The organism is Legionella quinlivanii (genome assembly GCF_003265995.1).
GTDB classification, from domain to species: Bacteria; Pseudomonadota; Gammaproteobacteria; order Legionellales; family Legionellaceae; genus Legionella_C; species Legionella_C quinlivanii_A.
Map to the genome: position 1 here is coordinate 83,799 of NZ_MVJN01000002.1, position 23,382 is coordinate 107,180.

Genomic DNA, 23,382 nt, shown 5'->3' on the forward strand with positions numbered 1-23,382 from the left:
AATTTTGTATTAACTGTCTTCCCCGCAAAGGCGGGGATCCAATCTCTGAGCTAGCTGCAGTATCAATTGAGGAATGGATTCCCGCCTTCGCGGGAAGGACAAGATTCTAAACTTAACAGGTAAATTTAAGATACATCAACTCACAAGGCTTACAAACGGGATAAAGGTTGTTGTTTTTACTGAAAGAAACTACAATTAAGTTGATATCTGTTTTATGGATGAGGCAATCTTGTATAAAATAATTCTGCATGCGACGGACTTAAAAGAAAATCATAGGATTTACTGTCAACAGGCAGTGAAGTTGGCAAAGGCATTTAATGCCGAACTTCATTTTCTTCATGTCATCGAGCCGCCCAAGTCGCTTCAATTCGCACAAAGCCTGGGATTTGCTGAAATCGCGAAGCCCTCCAAGGAAGATGCCCAAACAGTTATGGACTTACTCTGCGAAAGTCTGGGTATCCCGCCCGAACAGCAATACATTGAAATTGGCACAGCTTCTCAGCATATTTTACAGAAAATTAAAGACTTAGGCTGCGATCTGGTTATCCTTGGCAGTCATAGCTCAAGCCTTCCTGCATTTTTAGGAAGCACAGCCAATGCAGTCATGCATCATGCAAGTTGCGACGTTCTGACTCTTAGAAACACGGAAACTGGCTAGCTTTTGCTGACTAACCTGGCAAATTGCATTGAAATACTCGTACCTAAGAAAACCCAGATGATGGAATAATATTTTATTGACTTTCTTATTATTTACTTTGGTTTGACACGTTTTTAGCCATAGTTGAATCAAAGTGAATATTTTGGGAGAATATTACCCTATACAATAGTATAACAATCAGTTTGAATAAGCAAAGACCACACAAAGTAAAGAGAATACGAATCATGCCATCCATAAAAGTAATTATAAGTGTAAATAATTATCAAAAGCCTGCATTATTAAATATGCTTAACCAATTTTACAGTAGGCTCTCTTTCGAGCAAAAAACTTTAAACTATGATTATTACCTCTCCTTCGAAGAAGCTAACGTAGAAGCAGACAATGCTATAGAGCGCTGTTTTGGACCGCATCTTAAGTTTTATTATGCTGCTGCCACCGATGATGAGAATTCGCAATTAAATCAATATGCAAACATTCATGCGCAGTACATTCACAACAATATATTTAGGTACGATCCTGCACTTAACGAGCTCAAAGATGATTCTTACGAAAATTCCAGTTTTAAAAACGGGCCTTTAGTCAAATTACCGAACAGATTGTCATCCGACACTATGGGTAGAAAGTCCGATACTTCGCAAAGCCCTTCTTTCTTTCCACCATCTGCTTCTAATTCTATAAGCTACCAAACGAATAGAGCAGAAGAACAAAGAAAATCAGGCTTAAATTCGCTGATTGGAGCAAGTATATTTGGCATTGCAAGTGTAGGAGCTTTATTTCTAAATCCTACTTTAGCTTTAGTACTTTTTGGAATTAGCTTAATTTTATTAGCCAAAGCCATTTATCATGTCGGTAAAAGTGTTTATCTAAACGCCAATGAAGAATCACAACCCTCTCCAGCCCCTCTCTAATTACCCGGTGTAAACTCAGGGATGAGTTTTATGCGATTGCAAAGACGGCACTGTCTGGAGATCTTTAGGTTGGCTATCACAAGCAACTCGCAAAACCCAGGGCTTATCAATTCAATAAATTAAAGCTGTTACTCTAATAGAGCCTTTTCTATCATTGGGATAATTTTGAGGTTAGCTTCTGGAAACTCAAAATCGCTCAGGTTATTAAGACTCACCCATTTCAGGTCAAGTTGGGATTCCTTACAAACGGCAGTGCCTGAGAAATGAGAAACCAGAAAAACCTGGAGTTGAACGAGCTTTGCCCCATAAGAATGGACAACTTCGCCCAAGAAATCATACTTCTCAACAGTTAAACCCACTTCTTCATGCACTTCTCGAATGAGCGCCTCCGCTGCATTTTCAGTGGCCTCGACTTTCCCCCCTGGAAATTCCCAGGCCCCTGGATGCGGAACATGCAAGGGCCTTTGAGTAATGAGAATTTTCTGTAAGTGGTCAACAATGACTGCAACGGCTACTTTCACACCAGACTACCATGACAGCTTTTATATTTTTTGCCAGAACCACAAGGACAAGGCTCATTACGCCCTACTTTTTGCTCTGTCCGGCGAAAAGTAGTTTGCCCGTCTTGCTGCTGGTCTTGTTCAGCTAGCGACTCATCTTCATGAATGAATTGCATTTTCTGAACCTGTTCAGAGCGGCGCTGCTCCTCGACCGCATTCACATCTTCTTCAGTCTGCACTTGAACAGAGGTGAGCAGACGAATAATATCGTATTTCAAATTGTCTAACATCATTGTAAATAATGTAAACGCTTCTCGTTTATACTCCTGCTTCGGATCTTTTTGAGCATAACCTCTTAAGTGGATTCCCTGACGCAGGTGGTCCATTGCTGCAAGGTGCTCACGCCATTGGGTATCCATCGTCTGGAGAATCACTGACTTCTCGAATTGTGAAAGCACTTCGCGTCCAGCCAGCTGTTCTTTTTCCTCATAGCGTTTCAAGCATAAATCAAAAATTCGATCCCTGATTTGTTCAGGTTGCAGGGAGTGATCGTTTTCAACCCAGCTTTCTACATCCGCTTTAATTTGAAAATCTTCCTGCAGGGTAGTGGCTAAGCCTTTTAAATCCCATTGATCTTCAAGGCTCTGTGGAGGAATGTAACTATCAACCAGACCAAATATTACATCTTCGCGCATTGAATCGACAGTTTCCTTAGGATCACTCATTGCCATAATTTCAGCCCGCTGGCTATAAATCACTTTACGCTGGTTGTTGGCAACATTATCGTAGTCCAGTAATTGCTTACGCACATCAAAATGATGACCTTCCAATTTACGCTGTGCATTTTCAATTGCTTTTGTAACCAGGTTGTGTTCGATAGGCTCTCCAGGTTTCATTCCCAGACGGCGCATCATATTCGCCACACGCTCTGAAGCAAAGATACGCATTAAATTGTCTTCCAGCGACAGATAAAAGCGGCTGCTGCCAGGATCCCCCTGACGGCCTGCTCTACCCCGCAACTGATTATCAATACGGCGAGATTCATGGCGCTCGGAACCAATAATTCGCAAGCCCCCTGCCTTTAATACTTCTTCATGACGCTGTTGCCATTCTTCTTTTACTTTCTGACGATCTGCTTCTGAAGCATCGGCAGGCAGCTCAGCCAGAGCGGCAGACAAGCTGCCTCCCAATACGATATCGGTTCCTCGGCCCGCCATATTGGTAGCAATTGTGACTACACCCGGCCGACCCGCTTCAGCAATGATATGCGCTTCTTTTTCATGGAATTTTGCATTGAGCACCTGATGCTTGATCTTGACTTTATCCAGGAGGCGGCTAACCAGCTCAGAGGCCTCAATGGAAGCCGTACCGACCAGTACAGGCTGACGTCTGGTAATACAATCACGAATATCTTCAATAATCGCTTCGTATTTATCTTTCTGAGTCAGATAAACCAGATCGGCCTGGTCTTGACGCTGCATCGAGCGATTGGTTGGGATGACAACCACTTCCAGGTTATAAATCTGCTGAAACTCATAAGCCTCAGTATCCGCTGTACCAGTCATTCCAGCCAGCTTATTATAAATACGGAAGAAGTTCTGGAAGGTAATAGAGGCAAGCGTCTGATTTTCATGCTGGATAGCCACTCGTTCCTTGGCTTCAACAGCCTGATGCAACCCTTCGGACCATCGACGACCGGGCATGGTACGTCCAGTGTGTTCGTCCACAATAACAACCTGATTGTCTTTGACGATATAATCTACATCACGATGGAACATGACATGGGCGCGCAAGGACGCATTGACATGATGCATTAGTATGATATTGCTTGCATGATAGAGGCTTTCACCTGGATCGAGTAAACCTTCATTGGTCAATAGCTCTTCAATAAGCTGATGACCAGATTCAGTCAGATGCGCCTGCTTCTGCTTCTCATCTACGGTGTAATGGCCGCCATCACCTTCTTCCTCCTGTTTCTTAAGCTGGGGGATCAGTTTATTTACTTTCACATAGAAATCAGAGCTGCCCTCTGCAGCACCAGAAATAATTAAAGGCGTTCGCGCTTCGTCAATGAGGATGGAATCGACTTCGTCGACGATAGCAAAGTTTAACTCTCTCTGAACCTTATCTGCCAGGCTGAATGCCATATTATCGCGCAGATAATCAAAGCCAAATTCGTTATTGGTTCCATAGACGATATCGGCTTTATACGCTTCCTGTTTCGCTGGATGCGCCATGTCGGGGGTAATGACTCCAACCGTTAAGCCCAGAAATTCATAGATTGGCTTCATCCACTGGCTATCCCGCTTAGCGAGATAATCATTTACAGTCACCACGTGGACACCTAAACCGCTAATAGCGTTTAAGTAAGCGGGCAATGTGGCTACGAGGGTTTTACCTTCACCAGTTCGCATCTCGGCAATATTCCCTTCATGCAGAACCATTCCCCCAATCAATTGCACATCAAAATGCCGCAATCCCATTGTCCGTACAGAGACTTCCCTGACAACCGCAAATGCTTCAGCCAGCATTTCATCAAGCGATTCACCTTGCTCCAGGCGCGCTTTAAATTCTTGGGTTTTTGCTGCCAATTGCTCATCAGAGAGGCTTTGCATCATTGGCTCAAAACCATTGATAGCCAGCACAACCTTCTCCATGCGTCTCAAGGTCCGCTCATTCCGACTACCAAACATTTTTTTCATCAATGTATTTAGCATGGCCTAATAATCCCCTGTGATTTTTGCACGTCAAAAGCGCTTAATTTACTAGAATTAAAGAAAAATTGCCATGAATAAGACCATTTCTATGTAAATTAAGCTCTCAAAACAAAGTGCAGACTCCCAGATCGGCTCGAATTATGAAAATTCTGTGTTATGACTTGGCAGTGCAACACAATTTCAAAATACGCGCAGGTTGAATTTTGGGCTAAAATCTTAAGAGAAACCTTGCACTGAATAAGGATTTTTAGGAGAGAATTAAAAACCTGCCAATGAACTATTTCAAAAAAGAGGTTATTCAATATGCAAGTCACAACCGCAAGAGGACTCATTTACCTTGTCAGATTTATTAAAATGCTATGCACTCTGGTTATAATACTCATTGCCATTTCATTTCTAAGCCATTATATATCCGATCCAAAGGCCTATCCTGTTCTGATGAAACTCAATCAGTTTACAAACTCGCATACAGCCGAAGCAATCGGATTAATTAAAAGAACGGTTCCCTACCAGTTTTCCGGAACGGATTTCAGTCAGATTATCCTGATAGGTTTAATCTCAATCGTCCTGCACTTTTTAAACCTGATACAGGACAAGCTTGGTTTATTGATATACAAAAGACGAGAAAGTATTCAATATCAGCAATGGCGAAAAAAGCTTGAGGAACGCCTGTCCAGGGAGCAGATGCAGGAAATTGACAGTAAATTTTCGCAACTCGATTCCTCCCTCTCATCCAGCGAACGGCGAAAAATGTTGAAAGAGTTTGCCCGTCTTAAAAGTAAACTGGATGCGATGGGACAGCAATTAGCATTCCTATCCATTGATGTTGTGGATTCCACAGGAATGAAACGTAATGAAGACAAGTACCTCGCGGCCTATGATTTCGATCGCTATAATGAATTGGTAATACAGTGCCTGAAAGAAAACCATGTCATTAAATATGCAATGACACCTGATGGTATGATGAGTTGCTTTCAAAAAATAGATGAAGCGGTCAGCGCTGCCAAAATGCTTCTTGAGCGCTTGGTTGACTTTAATCAACACTCAAAACAGATTAAGCGGAATTTTCATGTCCGCTGTGGCATAAATGGCGGCTTTGTTTATATCGATGATGATACTCCCCTGGAACAAGTCAGTGATCGGGCAATTGATATTGCGGGGCATATGCAAAAACATGCGAAACCTGACTGTATTAATATTGCCGCCTCAGCAATTGAACCCCTGAAAAACAGGGAGGGTTTTGCTGAAACACGCAATATTGTTGATGAGCAGAAAGTCTATGAATGGGGAAAGCAGCTCACTTAGTGCTGACAGGCTTCTCATCCAGTTGGCAATAGTAATAAAAAATTAATCCTTTATAACAACTTGTATTGTAAGTTTTCCCTCTCATTAAATCCTGCAGACGGTAGTAATCGCAGCTTGCCTGAAAGCTATAATTTTCACTGTAATGATAGCCCGATAGACAAAAATAGGCATTGGCAGTAAAGGAAACCAAACTGATAAGCAAAGTTAACACGGTTTTTGTAAACATAATTACTCCTGAAAATCCTTTGAACTTCAAAGCGCTGCAGCTTCGGGAATGACTGAGTTAAGTAATGACTCCCGATTTTCAAGCCATTCTGTCGCAAAGTCCAGTTGGGCGGCATTTTTAGCTTGCAAAATAGACTGCAATAATGCTTTCCACTCTTTATTTCCCGACTGTCCATGATAAAAATTAAAAACAGGCTTTAACAGAACTGAAAGCGGAACCGATTGCTCCAACTGGATTTTCACATAATGCATATAGTTCTGAAAGATACTCAGACGACTTAAAACGGGAACATCAGGATAAACGTGACGATGTAAACCAGCCAGTGCATAGGGATTATCGCATGCTAACCGGCCCAGCATAACTCCATCTACTTGCTCAAGATGTGTTTTAATGGCCTCAAGGTTTGATATATTTCCGTTTACAACCATTGGAGTCGCTGGAAACTCTTTTTTTAGTCGATACACATAGTCATAGTTTATAGGGGGAATGCTGCGGTTTTGCTTGGGATTTAAGCCATGCAGCCAGGCTTTTCGCGCATGAACAATTAACTTGTCAGCGCCTGCCTTAATAATTTTCTCTGCAAAGCCTGCAAAAAAATCATAACTGTCCTGATGATCTATGCCTATTCTTGTCTTGGCTGTAACCGGAATTCGGACAGCCTCCTTCATTGCAGCGATACATTCACCAACTAGCGACGGCTCTCGCATCATACAGGCGCCAAAGCGCCCTGCCAGGACTCGATCACTGGGGCAGCCCAAATTCAGATTCACTTCCGCAAAGCCCCTTTCCTCTGCAATCTTTGCACATTCTGCGAGTGTCTCAGGTTCTGAGCCCCCTAACTGTAAAGCCAGCGGATGTTCGCAGGCATCATAACCTAATGCCCGCTCCGGCTTATTGCGTATGGCTCCTGCTGTCTGCATTTCCGTATAAAGCAATGCCCTCGGGGCTATCAGACGCATGAATACGCGAAAATGAGTATTCGTCCAGTCTATCATTGGGGCAATAGCCAATGGGGAAAAAATCGCGTCACTTGACATAATGGAAAATAAACTTCAAAAAATTAGACATAGTATACAGTAGCTTTTATTTTGTACAAATTAATTATAAGTGAGCATTTAAGTCAAAGGCACTAACATTTCAGCGATTAACTGTAGCCTTGCCCGCCTCTGGAACACATTAATATCCAGTTTATATGCCATATGCAACTTACGCAGACGATGATTCGGCCATTGATTGAGATCCACATTAAATGCTATCGCGTCAATTGTATCGCCCCCGCTTTCATGAATAAGACTCAGCTTGAGATGATTTTTACCAACCAGGCGCTGTTCAATAATTTCAAATATGTCATCAAAGCAAGGCTCGGGGAATTGCTGTCCCCAGGGACCTGCCTGTTGCAGCATTAAAGCAGTTTCTATGGATAGTTCTGATGATGTCAGCGAGCCATCGCTTAATAACACCCCTTCCAAATCCAGTTCATGGCGATGCTTTGCGACTTCCTCAACAAATACTTTTTGAAAATCTGAAAATGCGCCGGGATGCAAACTTAATCCCGCAGCCATCGCATGGCCGCCAAAGCGATTGATAAGACCTGGGTAATGGGTATCGATTTCTGCAAGAACGTCTCGAATATTGAGGCCTGAAACAGAGCGTGCAGAACCTTTCATTTCACTGTCACTGACTACCGCGAAAGCGATAACCGGCCGGTGAAAGCGATCTTTCAGGCGCCCCGCCAGGATCCCTATCACTCCCTGATGCCAGTTTTCATCCATTAAGCATAATGCCGGAGGAAGATGAACACTATTTTCCATTTTTTTAGCCATCTGGTTTACGACCGCTAAAGCCTGCTCTTTCATCTCCGCCTCAATTTGACGGCGCTCCTGATTCAACTCATCCAATTGACGCGCATAAAGCCTTGCCCGATTCATGTCCTCACATAAAAGGCATTCAATACCTAGAGACATATCATCAAGACGCCCGGCAGCATTCAAACGCGGAGCCACAGAAAATCCCATATCCGATTCGCGAATCGTTTCAGCACTTTTGCCTGCAACTTCCAGTATGGCCAGAATGCCAGGCCGGCAATGCCCTTGCCGAATGCGGGCAATCCCCTGATTAATCATGATGCGATTGTTTTGATCCAGAGTAACGACGTCGGCGACAGTTCCCAAGGCCACCAAATCCAGAAACTGGGCCATATTCGGTGCTTCAATACCTTGTTCAGTGAACCAGTTGGAATTCACCAGATGCCTGCGCAAGGCCAGCATGACGTAGAAAATAACCCCAACTCCAGCCATTGATTTACTGGCGAAGCCATCGCCATACTGATTGGGATTTACAATAGCACAGGCTTTGGGCAATTGCTCTCCGGGTAAATGATGATCCGTAATTAATACATCTATTCCCGCCTGGTTGGCAGCATCCACCCCTTCAATGCTGGCGATGCCGTTATCGACAGTAATTAATAAATCAGGAGCTCGTTGTCTGGCCACCTCAACAATTGCGGGAGTCAGTCCATAGCCAAATTCAAAGCGGTTAGGAACCAGATAATCCACATGGGCTGCCCCCATGCTCCTCAATGCCGAAATAGCTACCGCGGTTGAGGTGGCGCCATCGGCATCAAAATCACCAATAACCAGGATTCTTTGTTTCTGTCGTAAGGCTTGCTCGAGACGTTGACTGGCCTTGTCAATGTCGATTAACTCATTATAAGGAAGCAGAGATTGCAAACGTTTGTCCAGTTGACTCTCATGCTCAATACCTCTGGCCGTATAAATACGTTGTAACAGCGGGGATAATGAGCTCAGGGTCGAGGAAACTTCAGCAATCGTTCTTCTTTTTATTTGCATGAATCAGGGATCTCCACAATCGTATTAATACATTTGGTTTTGTTATCTGGGAGGCCATATTATTCCAGTAACAGCGAACTGCCAAACCTTTCTTTTTTGCTTTATCGAGGAGAACATCCAGCGCTTGTTGATTCTGCAAACAAATGACGGTGTTTTTATCCAGTTTACACTGCAGATTAAGATTCTGAATAATTTGAGGAAATGCTGAGATTAATTGTGCATCATCGCTTAAAATTCTTTTTTTAGCGGGAAAATGAAATTCCCCTTCGCCATAAAACCACAGCCCGTTTACATTAGCCCCATTATTCTGATTACTCACGTTGCTTGCGGAAAACAACATCTGCATTTCGGTAAACAGACGTTGCCAATATAGAGATTCGCCCATATTCTTTAAGATAGGTAATAAGGAGTGATGTAAAATGCGAGGAAGAAATTGGCTTTGTAATTTGGGCTTATCACCTGGATTCAACAGCCATAAGTGTGCATCATGGTAATAGAGTGAACAATTGTCCTGCTCTAAAAATTGTTTAACTTGCAGAAATAAGTTTCGGGCATCTGCCTCGCTTAATTCAAGTTCATGGCCCATTGCCACAATCATTGCATCATTATGAGTTGCTTCCCAGTGAATGGGAGAGGCGACAATCCACTGGCCTTCCAATTGATGAAGGCGTCGTAAAAAATCTCCAATCGCAGGATTTTCATTATGACTATCCAGAACATGAAGAATGTTCAGCCAGTAATTACCCTGAGTTGATAAGAGACTGGCCTCAGGTGGGCAATCATCAGATAAGCCATTGATGATAATATCCATTTATACCGCCTCAGCGTAACCATCCTTTTTGAATAATGCCTTTAGGTTACGAAGTGCCTGGCGAGTTCGCTGCCTGTTTTCAATCAGTCCAAAACGGACATACTGATCACCCTGCGGGCCAAAGCCAATACCAGGGGATACCGCGACATGCGCTTCCTGTAATAGATATTTTGAGAACTCAAGCGAACCCATATGACGATAAAACGGAGGAATTTTTGCCCAGACAAACATAGTGGCTTTGGGCTTTTCTACAAACCAGCCCAATTCACACAAACCTTCACAGAGCACATCGCGGCGCTTTTCGTACAAGGATCTAATCTCATGGACGCAATCATCCGGTCCCTCAAGTGCTGCAATTGCTGCTACCTGAATTGGGGTAAAGGTGCCGTAATCGAGATAGGATTTTATGCGGGTTAAGGCGGCAACCAGCTCTTCGTTTCCACAGGCGAAACCAACCCGCCAGCCAGGCATGTTATAGGACTTTGACATTGAATAGGTTTCAATGGCGATATCGATAGCACCGGGAACCTGTAAAATGGAAGGTGCCTTATATCCATCAAAGACAATATCAGCATAGGCCAAATCATGAATAACCCAGATGTGATGACGTTTTGCCAATTCAACTATTTTTACAAAAAAATCATATTCCACACAGTGTGTACTGGGATTAGCAGGAAAGTTAATAACCAGCGCTTTGGGCCGTGGCCAGGTTTGCTCTATGGCTATTTCAATATCCTGCAGGAACTGATTTTCATCAACCAGCGGAATTTGCTTGACATTGGCTCCAGCGATAATAAATCCGTAGGTGTGAATTGGATAAGCTGGGTCAGGTACAATCACCGTATCTCCCGGGCCGCTGATAGCCAGGGCCAGATGAGCAAGGCCTTCTTTAGATCCAATAGTGGTCAACACCTGCTTTTCACTATCCAGCTCAACATTGTAATTGCGCTTATACCAGCTGGCCATTGCCCGTCTCAGGCGAGGAATACCTTTGGACATCGAGTACCGATGCGTATCGGGACGTTGTGCCGTTTCAACAAGCTTGTCGACGATATGCTGCGGCGTAGGCTGATCGGGATTTCCCATGCCAAAATCAATTACGTCCTCTCCACGCGCCCGCGCTTCTGACTTTAATTGGGTCATTGTATTAAAGACATAAGGGGGTAAACGTTTTATGCGTGGAAACTGACTCATGATTCACCTCTATGATATAATGCTCGATATTATAAATTATTGTGTGACTAAAAACCATGCACCTACATTTGGAATCCGCAGATAAATTTGCCGTGCAGGCATACAGTGATTCAGAAGTTAAAATTGACGGCGAAATTTATCAGCACAATCTTATTGTCTCAGCTCAAGGAGTACTTACCGATTGGCCTGTCACCAGGATCTCTGAAATGATTATTCAATCATTAGACAGTTTTTTAGCTGTTCAACCACAGATTATCATCATTGGCCATACAGAGTCTGGTAAATTACCCTCTCCGGCTATTTTTGAGTTATTGTCGCAAAAACGCATCGGTTTGGAATCCATGTCCATAGGTGCCGCCTGCCGAACTTACAATGTATTACTTAGCGAACAACGACGAGTCGCTTTGGGTATCATTTTGAAGCCGGGGCGTAAAATTGATTCATGCCGTTGAGATAGATAAGTTTTTGTAGACAGGACTCCTCCCCTTATTTATGGTTAATTGGCGCAACGATGGATATCTGATTATGAGCTCTTTGTACTACAAATCATCTGTCGCAATTTGCGATTTTTTATCGCTATATGCTAATTATTTAAATCATTCCGACTTTTAAGGAGTCAGAAACATTTGTCAGGCGAAGCAAAGCGATGGGCTAATCTACAAGTTTATTCTATTGCTGATGAGGAAATACTGGAACTTGAATATTCTACCAAATTTAATGGTGAATTACCCTTTTTCACTTACCTGTTTGAAAAAGGGAGGTATTCTGCCGAACAGTTTTTATTATACCCAACCAAACTATGAATCTTCTAATAAGCCCGGATAATCCCTAAAAAATTAGGTGCTTAGCTAGATGTCTTGTTTAGTCTGACCAAAAAACTGAGTTATTTCACAATCAGCTGCAACTGCTTTAAATCAAACTGACAACCTGAAACAAGTAAATGCACATTTAAATTGATAACGCATTGATTTTCAGGGGAATGCTTATAATCTTTAATACAATGACCATCAATAAAAGTAATAGTGCCGGAGCCATAAGTTGTAGCGAAGTGTTCATCTACCAAAATTGCAGTATCTGCTTCAATGCTTATTCCCAGTAAGTGGGGATATTGATCAATAGCATGAGCAAGCCTTGCAAATCCTCCACGCTCTATAAAATGAGTATCCACAAGTGTTTGAGGCAAAAGATTAAGCCCTGTACTTAGTTCCAAATCTTCATCCGCTTGTGCCTCTGCATTACTTCCTGAAGCAATCATTTTTTGTGACATTATCATAGAACCGGCACTGGTACCTGCAATACAAACCTTATCTCTTTTAAAACGTGTCTTGACCCAAATGTTTGACGAAATTATTATCAGACATGAAAAAGATCCTAGAGGAAGGAGCAATGAATACCTTACCCGTTTATTGCTTGAAGGAATTAACTCAAGCGATTCAAACTCTAAAGTTAAAGTTATTTCAGATGAGCTTGACGCTTTAAATTATGCAATTGACCAAGTGATACCCGATACTTTCATTTTTTATGCTGCTTATGATGTATTTACTTCAATTAATCACGTAAAAGCCGAAATAGAACGAAGAGGAACTATATAAGCATTATGTATAATCATAATGGATGGATTTCCAAAACAAGGGGCCATCTCAGTCCATGTCGAATTGATAAACTCTCTCTATTGCTCCATTGGGTAGAAAAATGGACTGTAAGTGTTTAAAGGATTGCATTCGATCCTCACCACCCTCATTAGACAGAAAGATGTATTCACAATAGTCGCCGATGTCCTGAATGATTCGTTCTAAACGATAATAGCAAATGACATCCTGATTTATTTTAGTTTGACCATAACCCTGATAAAATAGTGATTCCTCTTCAGTCGCTGTGCGACCGCTGTCCCAAATACCAGCACCGACAAACATCAAATCACGTTCTTTAGGGGCGAAGATGAGTGTATCCCAGTCAACAATATAAAGAGCTCTTTCTTTATCAACAATCAAGTTCCAGCCATGGATATCTGCATGGCATAAAATATATTCGATGGGCTGTTTTTGGATCTTTATCGCAAGCTTTTCAGCGCGCTCCACAATTTTAAGTATTTCGCTGCTTTTGGATTTAAGAAACCAAGCCATTTTTACAGCAACAGGCTCCTCAAAAATCTCATTTTCAATGCGCATAAGAAATGCTTTGACGGTTTCTCGCCATTTGGAAGAAAATACTTCATGTGGTAGGCCACTTGTTAGGGTATTTGGAATATGGGTGCTGTGAAGTTTTTTAATAGCCGTCCCAAATTGAACCCACTGCTCTTCTGATAGTTTGGTTTCAACACCATTACTACCCTCGACATAAGGGTAAAGACTCGCTTTGAAAGATGCCAAGCTAGTCCAAAGTTGCCTTGTCTTTGTTACTAGAGGCGGAATCACTTGCTTGATACCAAAGTCAGCAAGATATTTAGGAACTGAAACTGAAGCATCAATAAATTCACTGCGTCTTAATTTTAGAAAGTAATCCACCTGGCTGCTTGTTGTCACCTGGTATACGGCTGTATTGAAATCGGCTCCAAGAGGCAGAAAGCTTATCTTTTCCACATTCAGTCCGTACGCATCCCATAAACACGCAATGATTTTTTCATCTTTAAGAGCAGGTTTTATTAGCATTTTTTTAGCCATCAATCCGGGAGTAGATGTAACGCAACTTTAGCAAGATACTGTTTAGTATTATCACTCTCTTGCCGCATCCCTCTGCTGTTATCATGCAATGCAGCCATTGGATGACTTGCATTAACTACGGGAGGCTCTCCTGCAAACGATATTGATCGTCTATAAGTTCTTGAATCAATTTCCAATTGCCTGATAATCCATTGACAGACACTACTTATCATACGCCACGAATATTCAAACATGTTACTCTCAATAGCATAATACAAACTGCATACAAAATAATTTATGCAACCAATATCGTAAAGAAGAGATTTATTATTGTCAAAACTTGCTAAATTACGATAAAGCTGTCAAAAGTGACGTCAATTAATAATACATAAAGCTAAAAAGAATTTGCTATTTTTTACTGAATGAATAAAAATCCTGCACGCTGTATTTAGCCATTACATTACATAAGAGGTGTGTTGTGACACGACAAGCATTGATGCAGAAAATAGAGCAGACTGACAACGAAATCAAAGCAGTAACTGCTGAGTTGAAACGAGTTCATAAAATTACCCAGGACTATGCAAACAAAGTCTGGGAGGAAAGTCCTGTAGCATTCACCGCTGAACAAATAAAGGTTCGTGCCAAAGAATTGGCAGCCGAGATTAAAGAAAAACATCCGCAAGGCACTAATCCGGTACTCATTACCCTTCTCGATGGAGGCATACCATTTGCTCGCGATGTAGAAGACGCCCTCAATGAGCTTGAATATATTTACACGCCAGCCACCATGCAGGTGTCAAGCTATGGCAACAAAACAACAGGCGGTAAGGTTAATATAATTGCTGAATCCAAAGTTCCTTTGGGCGGGCGGCATGTTATTTTTCTGGATGATGTCTGTGAAACCGCACACACCTACCTTGAAGTCAGGAAGCACTTGAAAAAAGCAGGGCCTGAAAGTATCTCATTAATGGTTATGGTGGATAAAGAGCAGGAAAAACCAAGAGATGAGAATTATTCTCCAGAATATGCCGGCTTTAAAGCCAGGCTTCTTTTCTTAATTGGTAAAGGACTGGACTTATTCAAACGCTTAAGACAGACCCAAGAAATCAGAATGGTTGATCCCGAAAAGCTTGATCAGGAAATATTAGCAACTATTGAGACTGAAGGACCACTGAATAAGCAACTGCAAGAACTGATCGCTCAGAAAGGCGCGCTGGAATTAGAATTGAGTTCTTTCAAGGAAGAGCAGCCATCCAGCCCGGGAACAAACCGACATGGAATGTACGGCGCTACAGTACCTCAGCCAGTAGCTAAGAAAGAAGAGTCCAAAGATAGTCAAGAAGAAGCAAGAAACATATCATACTTCAGTTGATAAGCCACCCTCAAGTCGGCTGGCATAAGTCCGGCCGATAAATTACACCTCTAATTTTGTTTGAATTTTGTACTTTAAGGTGATATAATGCCCGCATTGTTCACCAGGTAGAAATTAAAATATGATTAAAGTAATTCTTGTTCCAACCAAGTGGCTGTCAACAGTCACTCCTTTATATTTTGCAGATGAATATAAGCTTCACGCGTCAACTCACAATAAAGTATATGGAAGCTTCATACCATCCCTTCAGGCTCCAAGTGTAACAGTCCTTATGCCTTTTCAATTCAAAAGCATATCAGAAACGCCATCTTCTCCTGCTATAATTGGTTTACTTCCCCAAGTTACGCTGTACCTTACTAATAAAAATGAACTATTCAATTTAAGTGAATTACCCGTTGCAGATCCCTTAAAAGATAAAGATTGCCAGCGGCTCATATTTTTAGCTGACAGTGATGATGAAAACTCTGGTCTCTTGTTTGATAATGAAGAAGCACTAAAAAACTTCACCGCTAAATACACTGTTAAATCGTTTATGGATAAACATATCCTTAATTTAGAACACATTAAACCTAAGTATCAGAGTGTGCATCAGTATTTATTCATTACAGGAGACGATGTACTCAAAGCTCGGGCAGAACTGCGCGAATTTTACGGCTCGGCCTCTTTTGATATCGATATCGTTCCATTATCAAAAGACCAAAAGAATGATATACCATTAACAGCGAATGTATCCGGTAACTACAATTATTGGAATGCTGTAAGACTTCCAATTGAGCTTGATATGGAAACCATTAAAAGACAATTCACACACACTTATGCAGCGCATATAGAACATACGCAGGGAACCAAACGTTCAGTTACAATCGCAGAATTGAACCTTGTTAAAAAAGCAGAAGCAGACGCCGCAGTTCTTGAAGAAAGACTGCAAGCAGCAAGAGAATCCCGAAGAGCTGCTCCTGAAAGACAAGGAAGCTGGAGCCCTGCTTTCCTCTCAACCTGGATTTCAAGGATTACAGCCAGCAATCCAACGCCGGAACAGTCTCCTCTTGTAGGTCCTAAGTAGTTAAAATCAACCCTCACCCTAGGCCTCACTGCCATTAAGTTAAGGAATCCTCGTAGGTTGGGCCCTTGGCCCAACAAAGGGGTTAAACCACTCCAGAACTCAATGTTGTGCCAAGGGCACAACCTACATGCAATTGCAGAATTTCCTTAACTTAATGGCAGTGACTGCCCTCGCCCAACTTGGGAGATGGGATTTTTTATCACTCTGCTCTCCTCAGAATAAACCGGTTAAACCTGCCTGCGAGCTTCTAAAACATTGGGTATTTGTTCCAGTTTGTTCAGTAATCTCGAAAGGCTGTTCAAGCCATCAATCTCCACGGTTAATTTAATAGTCGCCATGTTTTCCTGCTTGTCGCTTTGCGTTTGCAAGGCATAGACATGCGCTTTTTCATTGGATAACAGGGAGGTGACATCGCGTAAAAGTCCTGAGCGGTCGAAGGCTTTAATAATGACATCAACCACATAATGATCGCGGGTCGCCGAGCCCCAGGAGACTTGCAGAAAACGCTGCTTTTGCCTGTCACTGGCATGAAGAATATTAGCGCAATCTTTGCGGTGAACAGACACACCGCGTCCAACGGTAATATAACCTACGACATCATCACCAGGTAATGGCTGACAGCATCTCGCCATATTAGTCAATAAATTACCCACTCCTTCGATACGTAAATCACTTCCCCTGACCTCCGGGATAGCCTGGGATTTGACAATCGTATGGATGTCTGGCTCTGATTCCACGGAAGGCGTGATTCGATGTAATATTTGCCCCAGTTTAATATCACCGCGGCCTAATGCTGCCAGCATATCGTCGAGACGTTTGAAATTGAACGAAGAGACCACGTCGCCAAGGCGATCCATTTTGATGCCGAGATTCTTCAACTCTTTATCGAGAATCTCATGGCCTTCCGCCTTGTTTTTGTCATAATCCTGCATTTTAAACCAATGCAATACTTTTGCCCTGGCGCGGGAAGTTCTCAGATAGTTTAAATGAGGATTAATCCAGTCGCGTGAAGGCCTTGATTCTTTGCCAGTTAACACTTCGACCCGATCGCCCGTTTGCAGTTGATAAGTCAGGTTGACAATAGAACCATTCACTTTCGCACCGCGGCATCGATGGCCGAGCTGGCTATGAACGTGATAGGCGAAATCAAGAGGAGTTACTCCGCTCGGCAGATCGAGCACATCACCATCTGGTGTAAATACATAGACACGATCTTCAAGAAATTCGGTTTCCATTGCTTCAGAAACACCACTTGAGGCAGCCATTTCCTTATGCCAGGCCAAAACATCCCGCAGCCATTCAATTTTACGTTCATGGCTTTCTTTTTGCTGAAATCCACCTTCTTTGTATTTCCAATGAGCGGCAACTCCCATCTCAGCCAAATCATGCATATGAAAAGTTCTGATTTGAACTTCAAACACGCGATCCTCGGGACCTTCAACTGCTGTATGCAGCGATTGATACCCATTGGGTTTGGGATTGACAATGTAGTCGTCAAACTCAGCGGGAATTTGCTTCCATAGTGCATGCACCATGCTTAACACATCATAGCATTGCTCTTTCGTTTCAAGGAGAACGCGAACTGCCGTGGCGTCATAAATTTCTTCCAGCGGCACATTCTTGCGCTGCATTTTTTTGTAGATACTGTGAATATGTTTAGAGCGTCCGTAAACAGCAAAATGAGTAGCACCAGTGGCCTTGATCCGTTTATTTAGCTCCTGAACAATCAGATTGACATAACGATCGCGGTCCAGACGTTTGGCCTTTAATCCTTTGGCAATGGACTTATACTCCGCTGGATGCAAATAACGAAAAGCGAGATCCTCCATCTCCCATTTGATGGCACCAATTCCAAGACGATTCGCCAGTGGCGCATAAATCTCCATGACCTCGGTGGCAATCTGGCGGCGAATAGCTTCCGGTAATTGTGAGCAGGTACGCAGAACACATAAACGCTCTGCCAGCTTAATCAGCACAACCCGTGCATCATCCACCATAGCTAGCAGCATTTTGCGAACATTATCGATCTGATGTTTATTTTGCGGATATTTGTTAAGTGCCTGCAGATTATGAATAGCACTCATTTTTTCAATGCCTTTAACCAGCTTGGCTATTGATGGCCCCAGCTGCTCTTCGACATCATCAAGTGAGAGTTCCGCATAATGAACATTTTCAAAAATAATAGCAGCGCTGAGTGTTTCCTGATCCACTTCAAGATCAGCCAGCAGATCAGCCATTTGCAAACCCTGCTGCAGGCAGGAAATTCCGGTTTCAGTAGCATGATCGAAGCCTGCAAGCTGGCTTAAGGTACAGGCATTGCGGATTAAATCCAAATCCTGAAAATACCCCTTGCTCCCTAACTGGTGCAGCCATTGCTCCAGATCAATACCATTGTCGCTTAACCAGGGAGTATCTTCTTTAACCTTTACCATAACTACTTTTCCTTTTGAAACACCGCAATCGATTCTACATGAGACGTATGAGGGAACATATCCATAACCCCCGCAGCGACAAAACGATAACCCTGCTGATTAACCAGAATATCGCTATCGCGAGCCAGAGTGGCTGGATTACAGGAAACATAAACAATACGCTCTGGTTTAAGTTTATCGATTTGCCGCATAATTTCCAGTGCTCCTGAACGCGGAGGATCAATTAACATTTTACTGATGGCTGGAAGATTAAATTTAGCCAGAACATCTGGCTCATCAAGATTGGCGGCATAAAATTGCAGATTATCCAGCTGATTGATTCTGGCATTCATCGCAGCGCGCTCAACCATGGTTTCACTTCCTTCAAAACCAATCACCTGGCGGCATCGTTTGGCAATGGGTAAAGAGAAATTTCCAAGTCCACAAAACAGATCAAGAACTGTATCTTCTTGATTTAACTCCAATAATTTTAAAGCTTTTGGAATCATAATTCGATTTAATCGCGGATTTATCTGAGTGAAATCAGTGGGGTGAAATTGATAGCGAATTCCCTCCTCAGGTAATTCATAGTGCAGAAACTCATCATCTGATTCCGGATAGAAACGTTTTACAGTTTCGCTGTTACCCGGCTGAAGATATAAGATAAACCCGCTGGCATCCGCAAAAGCTTTCAATTGCTGTTCTTCCTGACTGGATAGCGCATCCAGATTTCGTAAAATTAGAGCCACCTCGTCATCGCCCGCCGCTACCTCAATCTGTGCTATCTTTTCAGGAGACTCTAAAGAGTCCATCAATTGGCGCAAAGCCTGAATATTATCATCCACTTTTTTATGCAGGACCGGACAATGGCTGATTTCTGTGATATAGCGAGGATTATTTTTTTCTCGAAACCCAACCAGAGTGGCTTGCTTCTTATGTACATAACGAACACTTAAGCGGGCTTTGTTTCTATAATTCCAGCTGCCAGCACTTAAAGGCTCAAGAATCGTTTCAGGTTGACAATGGCCTATTCTCTGGAACATATCAAACAGCAGGGCTTGTTTCTCCTGAATTTGCGTCTCTTCATCCAAATGCTGTAAAGAGCAGCCGCCACAAAGTTGATAATGCTGACAGCGAGGGTTTGCCCGATGAACGGAAGGGCTAATCACCTCAACCAGTCTTCCCTCGTCATAATCTTTTTTGGTTCGCAGATACTCAAATGAAACGGTTTCCTCAGGTAAAGCACCATCAATAAACGTCGTTTTGCCGTTGATACGGGCGATCCCACGCCCATCATGACTGAATTTTTCGATAATAGCAGTGCTTAAAACAGGTGGAGTTTTGCGTTTTCTTGTCATGTTACATCTATCTTCTATATTAATTAGGAAATTTACCTATCATCTTGTCATACGTCGCTCATGCCTACTGACGATAAAAAGGAATGCACTTCCTTATCGGACAACTCCTGAGAATCTCCTCTTGCCAGCGATCTTGGCATGGTAATTCGACCATAACGGATGCGGATTAAACGGCTGACTTCAACACCTTGCGATTGCCAAAGGCGCCTGACTTCACGATTTCGTCCCTCAGTCAGTGTGACATGATACCAGGCATTCGCGCCTTCACCGCCCCGGTATTCCACTTTTTTGAATTTGGCGAAACCGTCGTCCAGGGTAACCCCCTTTAAAAGGTTACTTACTATTTCATCACTGACCTGACCATGCACACGGACAGCATATTCTCTTTCAAGCTGTTGTTTGGGGTGCATCAAATGGTTTGCCAATTCCCCATTATTGGTAAATATAAGCAAACCCGAGGTATTAATATCCAAACGACCGACCTGCACCCAGCGCCCCTCCTTTAAATGAGGCAGCTGATCAAAAACGGTCTTGCTATGTTTGGGATCGCGGCGGCTGGAAATTTCACCGACCGGCTTATGATAGATAAGCACCCGAGTTTTAGTTTTGTGTTTAAGTGGATTCGCGATGAGTCTGCCTTTTACCGCAATTTTATCCTCTGGGCCTGCCGATTCTCCAATTTTGGCAACTTCTCCATTCACTGAAACCAAACCCTGCTCAATCCACTTTTCCATTTCTCTGCGCGAGCCAAAACCAGCCTGGCTTAATATCTTCTGTAAACGTTCTTTCATAATTCAACACACTCTTCTTCTACATCGACAGACTGCTCGGTTTTGCCTGAAGGCATATCCTCGAAATGAGGAAGCGGCGGCAGCTGATGGATTGATGATAAATTAAAATAATCCAAAAAAAATTTGGTCGTGATATACACTGCCGGCCTTCCGGGAACATCCCGATAACCAGCAGCCCTTACCCAGTTTCGCTCCAACAGGGTTTTAATGATGGCGGTACTTACAGCAACGCCGCGGATCTCTTCAATATCAGCTCTTGTGACCGGCTGGCGATAGGCAATTATGGCCAGGGTTTCCAGCAAGGCACGCGAATATTTTACCGGTTTCTCGGCATTCAGCCGATTAACCCAGTAGCTGTATTTACTCCTTGTTTGTATGCAAAAACCACTGGCTAGCTGCTTTAACTCAATACCACTGTTATCATACTGCCGGGCAAGGTTCTCAAGCTCCTGTTTAATTAGTTCTTTCTCTGGAGGGCATTCATCGAAGACCGATTGCAATTGTTCAATAGTCAATGGACTTTCCGAACTCATTAATAAAGCTTCGAGAATTCCTCTTAAGTTAATCTCATCCATTATCAAACTCCCGAATATGAATGGGCTCAAACGCGGCCGTTTGAATAATAATGACAATTGATTGCCGGGCTAACTCGAGAACAGCCAGTAATGTAACAGCAATTCCCATTCGCCCTTCTTCCTTGTTTAACAGCGCGACAAAGGACATGTTTTCGCCCTGCTGCAGGCGTTCGAGAACGATGGCCATTCGCTCGCGAACCGATAGCGGCTCACGCATAATCTGATGATGCACCTGATGACCCTGGCGGGTAATCAGCTCCGCCATTGCTTCTATTAGCGATTGAAGCGAAACATCCGGATGTAATCTTAATTTTTCCGCGCCATCAACCGGCAGATTCACACTGAAAAAATCCCGTTCTTCACGGGGTAATTCATCTAATTGTAGTGCGGCCTGTTTAAATTGCTCATAGAGTTGTAATTTTCGAACCAGCGCCGCGCGCGGGTCTTCTTCAATTTCTTCTTCAGAACTGGTTTGCGGCAAAAGCATTCTTGATTTGATTTCGGCAAGCATGGCAGCCATCACCAGATAATCAGCGGCCAGCTCCATTCTATCCGTCATCAATTGAATGTATTGCATATATTGACGGGTAATCAAGGCAATAGGAATGTCCAGAATATCCAGGTTCTGTTTTCTAATCAGATACAGCAAGAGATCTAACGGTCCGGTAAATGAATCGAGCAATACTTCCAGCGCATCAGGAGGGATGAACAGATCGGGAGGCAAATCAGTGAATGGTTTGCCTCCGATCGTTGCGAGTATTATTTGTTCCGGCTCTGTTTCAGCAGTGTGCATTAATAATCAAGGCCTATCACTTCACGCACATCTTTCAGCGTTTTATTCGCTTCATCGCGGGCAGCTTCACTACCCTCCGCTACCAAACGTTTAACAGAACTTAAATCCGCTTCATATGTTTTAATAGCTTCCTGAATGGGAATCAGTTCCTGCTTAATCGCATCCACCACGGGCCGTTTGCAATCAATGCAGCCAATTCCAGCAGAGCGGCAGCCAGTTTGAACCCAGTCTTTCACATCCTCAGAGGAGTAAATTTTATGCAATTGCCAGACCGGACATTTTTCAGGCTCGCCAGGATCTGTCCTTTTCACTCGAGCAGGATCGGTCGGCATAGTGAAAATTTTCTTTTCTACCTGCGTCAAATCTTCTCTCAGACTAATAGTATTACCATAAGACTTCGACATTTTCTGCCCGTCTGTACCTGGCATTTTCGGTGTTTCCGTCAGAAGAGGTTGCGGCTCGGGAAGAATAATTTTGCCTGAACCATCCAGATAGCCCATTAAGCGCTCTTTATCCCCAATCGAAAGATTATGTTGATTAGCAATCAATGCTTTGGCTGTGTTAAGTGATTCATGGCAACCATCCTGTTGGAATTTTTTTCGCAACTCGCTGTAAAGGGAACCATTTTTTTTGCCCATTTTCTTGATTGCTTCAGCGGCCTGCACTTCAAAATTTGGCTCTTTGCCATAAATGAAATTGAAACGTCGTGCAATTTCACGGGTTAATTCAATATGCGCAACCTGATCTTCACCCACAGGAACCCAATCAGCTTTATACAGTAAAACATCAGCGCTTTGTAAAAGCGGATAACCAAGAAATCCATAAGTTGATAAATCTTTCTCTCGAAGTTTCTCTTGCTGATCTTTATAAGTAGGCACCCTTTCCAGCCAGCCAAGCGGCGTTATCATCGATAAAAGCAGGTGTAATTCGGCATGCTCAGGCACCCAGGACTGAATGAAAACCTTGGATAAACTGGGATTAATCCCGCAAGCCAGCCAGTCAACAACCATATCCCATAAAATATTTTCTATAAATCCTGGTTCTTCATAGGAAGTGGTTAAGCCATGCCAGTCAGCAACAAAAAAATAGCAATCATACTGGTGTTGGAGTTTCAACCAATTTTTTAGAACACCATGATAATGACCCAAATGTAAACGGCCACTGGCACGCATACCTGAAACGACACGTTTGTTAGCACTAAATAAAGACATC

Annotated in this window: 23 protein-coding genes; 7 read left to right on the top strand and 16 right to left on the bottom strand. The window is 42.9% G+C overall.

Translation table 11 applies throughout. The features are described from left to right. The first annotated feature begins 229 nt into the window (after positions 1-229). Positions 230-658: a universal stress protein gene (locus tag B1207_RS02440; protein WP_253255770.1), complete on the top strand. Its 429-nt coding sequence runs from the start codon at positions 230-232 to the stop codon at positions 656-658. A 224-nt stretch (positions 659-882) separates the two neighbouring features. Beyond that, a complete protein-coding gene (locus tag B1207_RS02445; protein ID WP_112218415.1) occupies positions 883-1,566 on the top strand; it encodes a hypothetical protein in 684 nt (227 codons plus the stop codon). A gap of 128 nt (positions 1,567-1,694) precedes the next feature. Here B1207_RS02445 and B1207_RS02450 read toward each other — a convergent pair whose 3' ends face one another. Together B1207_RS02450 and secA are read right to left on the bottom strand one after the other, a co-directional pair. Then, positions 1,695-2,087 carry a (deoxy)nucleoside triphosphate pyrophosphohydrolase gene (locus B1207_RS02450; protein WP_112218416.1) on the bottom strand — a complete coding sequence of 131 codons (393 nt, stop codon included), beginning with the start codon at positions 2,085-2,087 and terminating at the stop codon, positions 1,695-1,697. Further along, positions 2,084-4,783 carry a preprotein translocase subunit SecA gene (secA, locus tag B1207_RS02455; RefSeq protein ID WP_112218417.1) on the bottom strand — a complete coding sequence of 900 codons (2,700 nt, stop codon included), beginning with the start codon at positions 4,781-4,783 and terminating at the stop codon, positions 2,084-2,086. The genes B1207_RS02450 and secA overlap by 4 nt, the downstream gene beginning before the upstream one ends. Positions 4,784-5,086: 303 nt before the next feature. Between secA and B1207_RS02460 the strand changes: the two genes are divergently transcribed. Next, positions 5,087-6,088: an adenylate/guanylate cyclase domain-containing protein gene (locus B1207_RS02460; RefSeq protein ID WP_112218418.1), complete on the top strand. Its 1,002-nt coding sequence runs from the start codon at positions 5,087-5,089 to the stop codon at positions 6,086-6,088. Here the strand turns inward: B1207_RS02460 and B1207_RS02465 are convergent. The 5 genes from B1207_RS02465 to alaC all read right to left on the bottom strand — a co-directional run bounded on the left by B1207_RS02465 (position 6,081) and on the right by alaC (position 11,168). Next, the gene (locus B1207_RS02465) at positions 6,081-6,314 is read right to left on the bottom strand and encodes a hypothetical protein (RefSeq protein WP_112218419.1); all 234 of its coding nucleotides are present in this window, start codon (positions 6,312-6,314) and stop codon (positions 6,081-6,083) included. The genes B1207_RS02460 and B1207_RS02465 overlap by 8 nt on opposite strands. 26 nt (positions 6,315-6,340) lie before the next feature. Continuing rightward, positions 6,341-7,351: a tRNA dihydrouridine(20/20a) synthase DusA gene (gene dusA / locus B1207_RS02470; RefSeq protein WP_112218420.1), complete on the bottom strand. Its 1,011-nt coding sequence runs from the start codon at positions 7,349-7,351 to the stop codon at positions 6,341-6,343. 78 nt (positions 7,352-7,429) lie between these two features. Then, complete coding sequence (recJ, locus tag B1207_RS02475) at positions 7,430-9,163, bottom strand: single-stranded-DNA-specific exonuclease RecJ (protein WP_112218421.1); 1,734 nt, start codon at positions 9,161-9,163, stop codon at positions 7,430-7,432. After that, complete coding sequence (locus B1207_RS02480) at positions 9,135-9,974, bottom strand: hypothetical protein (protein ID WP_112218422.1); 840 nt, start codon at positions 9,972-9,974, stop codon at positions 9,135-9,137. The genes recJ and B1207_RS02480 overlap by 29 nt, the downstream gene beginning before the upstream one ends. Beyond that, on the bottom strand, positions 9,975-11,168 hold the full coding sequence (gene alaC / locus B1207_RS02485; RefSeq protein ID WP_112218423.1) for an alanine transaminase: 1,194 nt from the start codon (positions 11,166-11,168) through the stop codon (positions 9,975-9,977). Positions 11,169-11,224: 56 nt separating this feature from the next. On the opposite strand from alaC, the gene B1207_RS02490 reads away from it, so the two are divergent. Further along, positions 11,225-11,620, top strand: coding sequence for an Mth938-like domain-containing protein (locus B1207_RS02490; RefSeq protein ID WP_112218424.1), 396 nt, complete (start codon positions 11,225-11,227; stop codon positions 11,618-11,620). A gap of 431 nt (positions 11,621-12,051) precedes the next feature. On the opposite strand, the gene B1207_RS02495 is transcribed toward B1207_RS02490, so the two are convergent. Beyond that, entirely contained in the window at positions 12,052-12,555 is a 504-nt protein-coding gene (locus B1207_RS02495) for a cyanophycinase (protein ID WP_301182683.1), read from the bottom strand. On the opposite strand from B1207_RS02495, the gene B1207_RS02500 reads away from it, so the two are divergent. After that, positions 12,503-12,760 (top strand): hypothetical protein, encoded by a 258-nt coding sequence (locus B1207_RS02500; protein ID WP_112218426.1) that lies wholly within the window; start codon positions 12,503-12,505, stop codon positions 12,758-12,760. The two genes, B1207_RS02495 and B1207_RS02500, sit on opposite strands and share 53 nt — an antisense overlap. 48 nt (positions 12,761-12,808) lie before the next feature. Here the strand turns inward: B1207_RS02500 and B1207_RS02505 are convergent, their stop codons facing one another. Together B1207_RS02505 and B1207_RS02510 are read right to left on the bottom strand one after the other, a co-directional pair. After that, positions 12,809-13,828, bottom strand: coding sequence for an aminoglycoside phosphotransferase family protein (locus tag B1207_RS02505; RefSeq protein WP_253255771.1), 1,020 nt, complete (start codon positions 13,826-13,828; stop codon positions 12,809-12,811). Beyond that, positions 13,828-14,061, bottom strand: a complete 234-nt coding sequence (locus B1207_RS02510) for a hypothetical protein (RefSeq protein WP_112218427.1) — start codon at positions 14,059-14,061, stop codon at positions 13,828-13,830. The genes B1207_RS02505 and B1207_RS02510 overlap by 1 nt, the downstream gene beginning before the upstream one ends. Positions 14,062-14,285: 224 nt before the next feature. Between B1207_RS02510 and B1207_RS02515 the strand changes: the two genes are divergently transcribed. Next, entirely contained in the window at positions 14,286-15,179 is an 894-nt protein-coding gene (locus B1207_RS02515; RefSeq protein ID WP_146739999.1) for a phosphoribosyltransferase, read from the top strand. Between the two features lie 121 nt (positions 15,180-15,300). Then, the gene (locus B1207_RS02520; RefSeq protein WP_112218429.1) at positions 15,301-16,242 is read left to right on the top strand and encodes a hypothetical protein; all 942 of its coding nucleotides are present in this window, start codon (positions 15,301-15,303) and stop codon (positions 16,240-16,242) included. A gap of 227 nt (positions 16,243-16,469) precedes the next feature. On the opposite strand, the gene relA is transcribed toward B1207_RS02520, so the two are convergent. Genes relA through B1207_RS02550 form a run of 6 tightly spaced genes read right to left on the bottom strand, consistent with a single transcriptional unit; the run spans position 16,470 to position 23,381 of the window. Beyond that, positions 16,470-18,674, bottom strand: coding sequence for a GTP diphosphokinase (gene relA / locus B1207_RS02525; RefSeq protein WP_112218430.1), 2,205 nt, complete (start codon positions 18,672-18,674; stop codon positions 16,470-16,472). A gap of 2 nt (positions 18,675-18,676) precedes the next feature. Further along, positions 18,677-20,011 carry a 23S rRNA (uracil(1939)-C(5))-methyltransferase RlmD gene (gene rlmD, locus B1207_RS02530; RefSeq protein ID WP_112218431.1) on the bottom strand — a complete coding sequence of 445 codons (1,335 nt, stop codon included), beginning with the start codon at positions 20,009-20,011 and terminating at the stop codon, positions 18,677-18,679. Positions 20,012-20,058: 47 nt separating this feature from the next. Then, a complete protein-coding gene (rluB, locus tag B1207_RS02535; protein ID WP_112218432.1) occupies positions 20,059-20,805 on the bottom strand; it encodes a 23S rRNA pseudouridine(2605) synthase RluB in 747 nt (248 codons plus the stop codon). After that, positions 20,799-21,377 carry an SMC-Scp complex subunit ScpB gene (gene scpB / locus B1207_RS02540; protein ID WP_112218433.1) on the bottom strand — a complete coding sequence of 193 codons (579 nt, stop codon included), beginning with the start codon at positions 21,375-21,377 and terminating at the stop codon, positions 20,799-20,801. The genes rluB and scpB overlap by 7 nt, the downstream gene beginning before the upstream one ends. Beyond that, a complete protein-coding gene (locus tag B1207_RS02545; protein ID WP_112218434.1) occupies positions 21,370-22,170 on the bottom strand; it encodes a segregation and condensation protein A in 801 nt (266 codons plus the stop codon). Before B1207_RS02545 ends, scpB begins: the two co-directional genes overlap by 8 nt. Then, a complete protein-coding gene (locus tag B1207_RS02550; protein WP_112218435.1) occupies positions 22,170-23,381 on the bottom strand; it encodes a tryptophan--tRNA ligase in 1,212 nt (403 codons plus the stop codon). Before B1207_RS02550 ends, B1207_RS02545 begins: the two co-directional genes overlap by 1 nt. Between the last annotated feature and the right edge of the window lies 1 nt (position 23,382).

Excerpts from the sequence above, each read along its gene's own strand:
- B1207_RS02445 (WP_112218415.1), top strand. The coding sequence starts at position 883 with ATGCCATCCATAAAAGTAATTATAAGTGTAAATAATTATCAAAAGCCT.
- secA (WP_112218417.1), bottom strand. The coding sequence starts at position 4,783 with ATGCTAAATACATTGATGAAAAAAATGTTTGGTAGTCGGAATGAGCGG.
- B1207_RS02460 (WP_112218418.1), top strand. The coding sequence starts at position 5,087 with ATGCAAGTCACAACCGCAAGAGGACTCATTTACCTTGTCAGATTTATT.
- B1207_RS02465 (WP_112218419.1), bottom strand. The coding sequence starts at position 6,314 with ATGTTTACAAAAACCGTGTTAACTTTGCTTATCAGTTTGGTTTCCTTT.
- dusA (WP_112218420.1), bottom strand. The coding sequence starts at position 7,351 with ATGTCAAGTGACGCGATTTTTTCCCCATTGGCTATTGCCCCAATGATA.
- recJ (WP_112218421.1), bottom strand. The coding sequence starts at position 9,163 with ATGCAAATAAAAAGAAGAACGATTGCTGAAGTTTCCTCGACCCTGAGC.
- B1207_RS02480 (WP_112218422.1), bottom strand. The coding sequence starts at position 9,974 with ATGGATATTATCATCAATGGCTTATCTGATGATTGCCCACCTGAGGCC.
- alaC (WP_112218423.1), bottom strand. The coding sequence starts at position 11,168 with ATGAGTCAGTTTCCACGCATAAAACGTTTACCCCCTTATGTCTTTAAT.
- B1207_RS02490 (WP_112218424.1), top strand. The coding sequence starts at position 11,225 with ATGCACCTACATTTGGAATCCGCAGATAAATTTGCCGTGCAGGCATAC.
- B1207_RS02500 (WP_112218426.1), top strand. The coding sequence starts at position 12,503 with ATGTTTGACGAAATTATTATCAGACATGAAAAAGATCCTAGAGGAAGG.
- B1207_RS02505 (WP_253255771.1), bottom strand. The coding sequence starts at position 13,828 with ATGGCTAAAAAAATGCTAATAAAACCTGCTCTTAAAGATGAAAAAATC.
- B1207_RS02510 (WP_112218427.1), bottom strand. The coding sequence starts at position 14,061 with ATGTTTGAATATTCGTGGCGTATGATAAGTAGTGTCTGTCAATGGATT.
- B1207_RS02520 (WP_112218429.1), top strand. The coding sequence starts at position 15,301 with ATGATTAAAGTAATTCTTGTTCCAACCAAGTGGCTGTCAACAGTCACT.
- relA (WP_112218430.1), bottom strand. The coding sequence starts at position 18,674 with ATGGTAAAGGTTAAAGAAGATACTCCCTGGTTAAGCGACAATGGTATT.
- rlmD (WP_112218431.1), bottom strand. The coding sequence starts at position 20,011 with ATGACAAGAAAACGCAAAACTCCACCTGTTTTAAGCACTGCTATTATC.
- scpB (WP_112218433.1), bottom strand. The coding sequence starts at position 21,377 with ATGGATGAGATTAACTTAAGAGGAATTCTCGAAGCTTTATTAATGAGT.
- B1207_RS02545 (WP_112218434.1), bottom strand. The coding sequence starts at position 22,170 with ATGCACACTGCTGAAACAGAGCCGGAACAAATAATACTCGCAACGATC.
- B1207_RS02550 (WP_112218435.1), bottom strand. The coding sequence starts at position 23,381 with ATGTCTTTATTTAGTGCTAACAAACGTGTCGTTTCAGGTATGCGTGCC.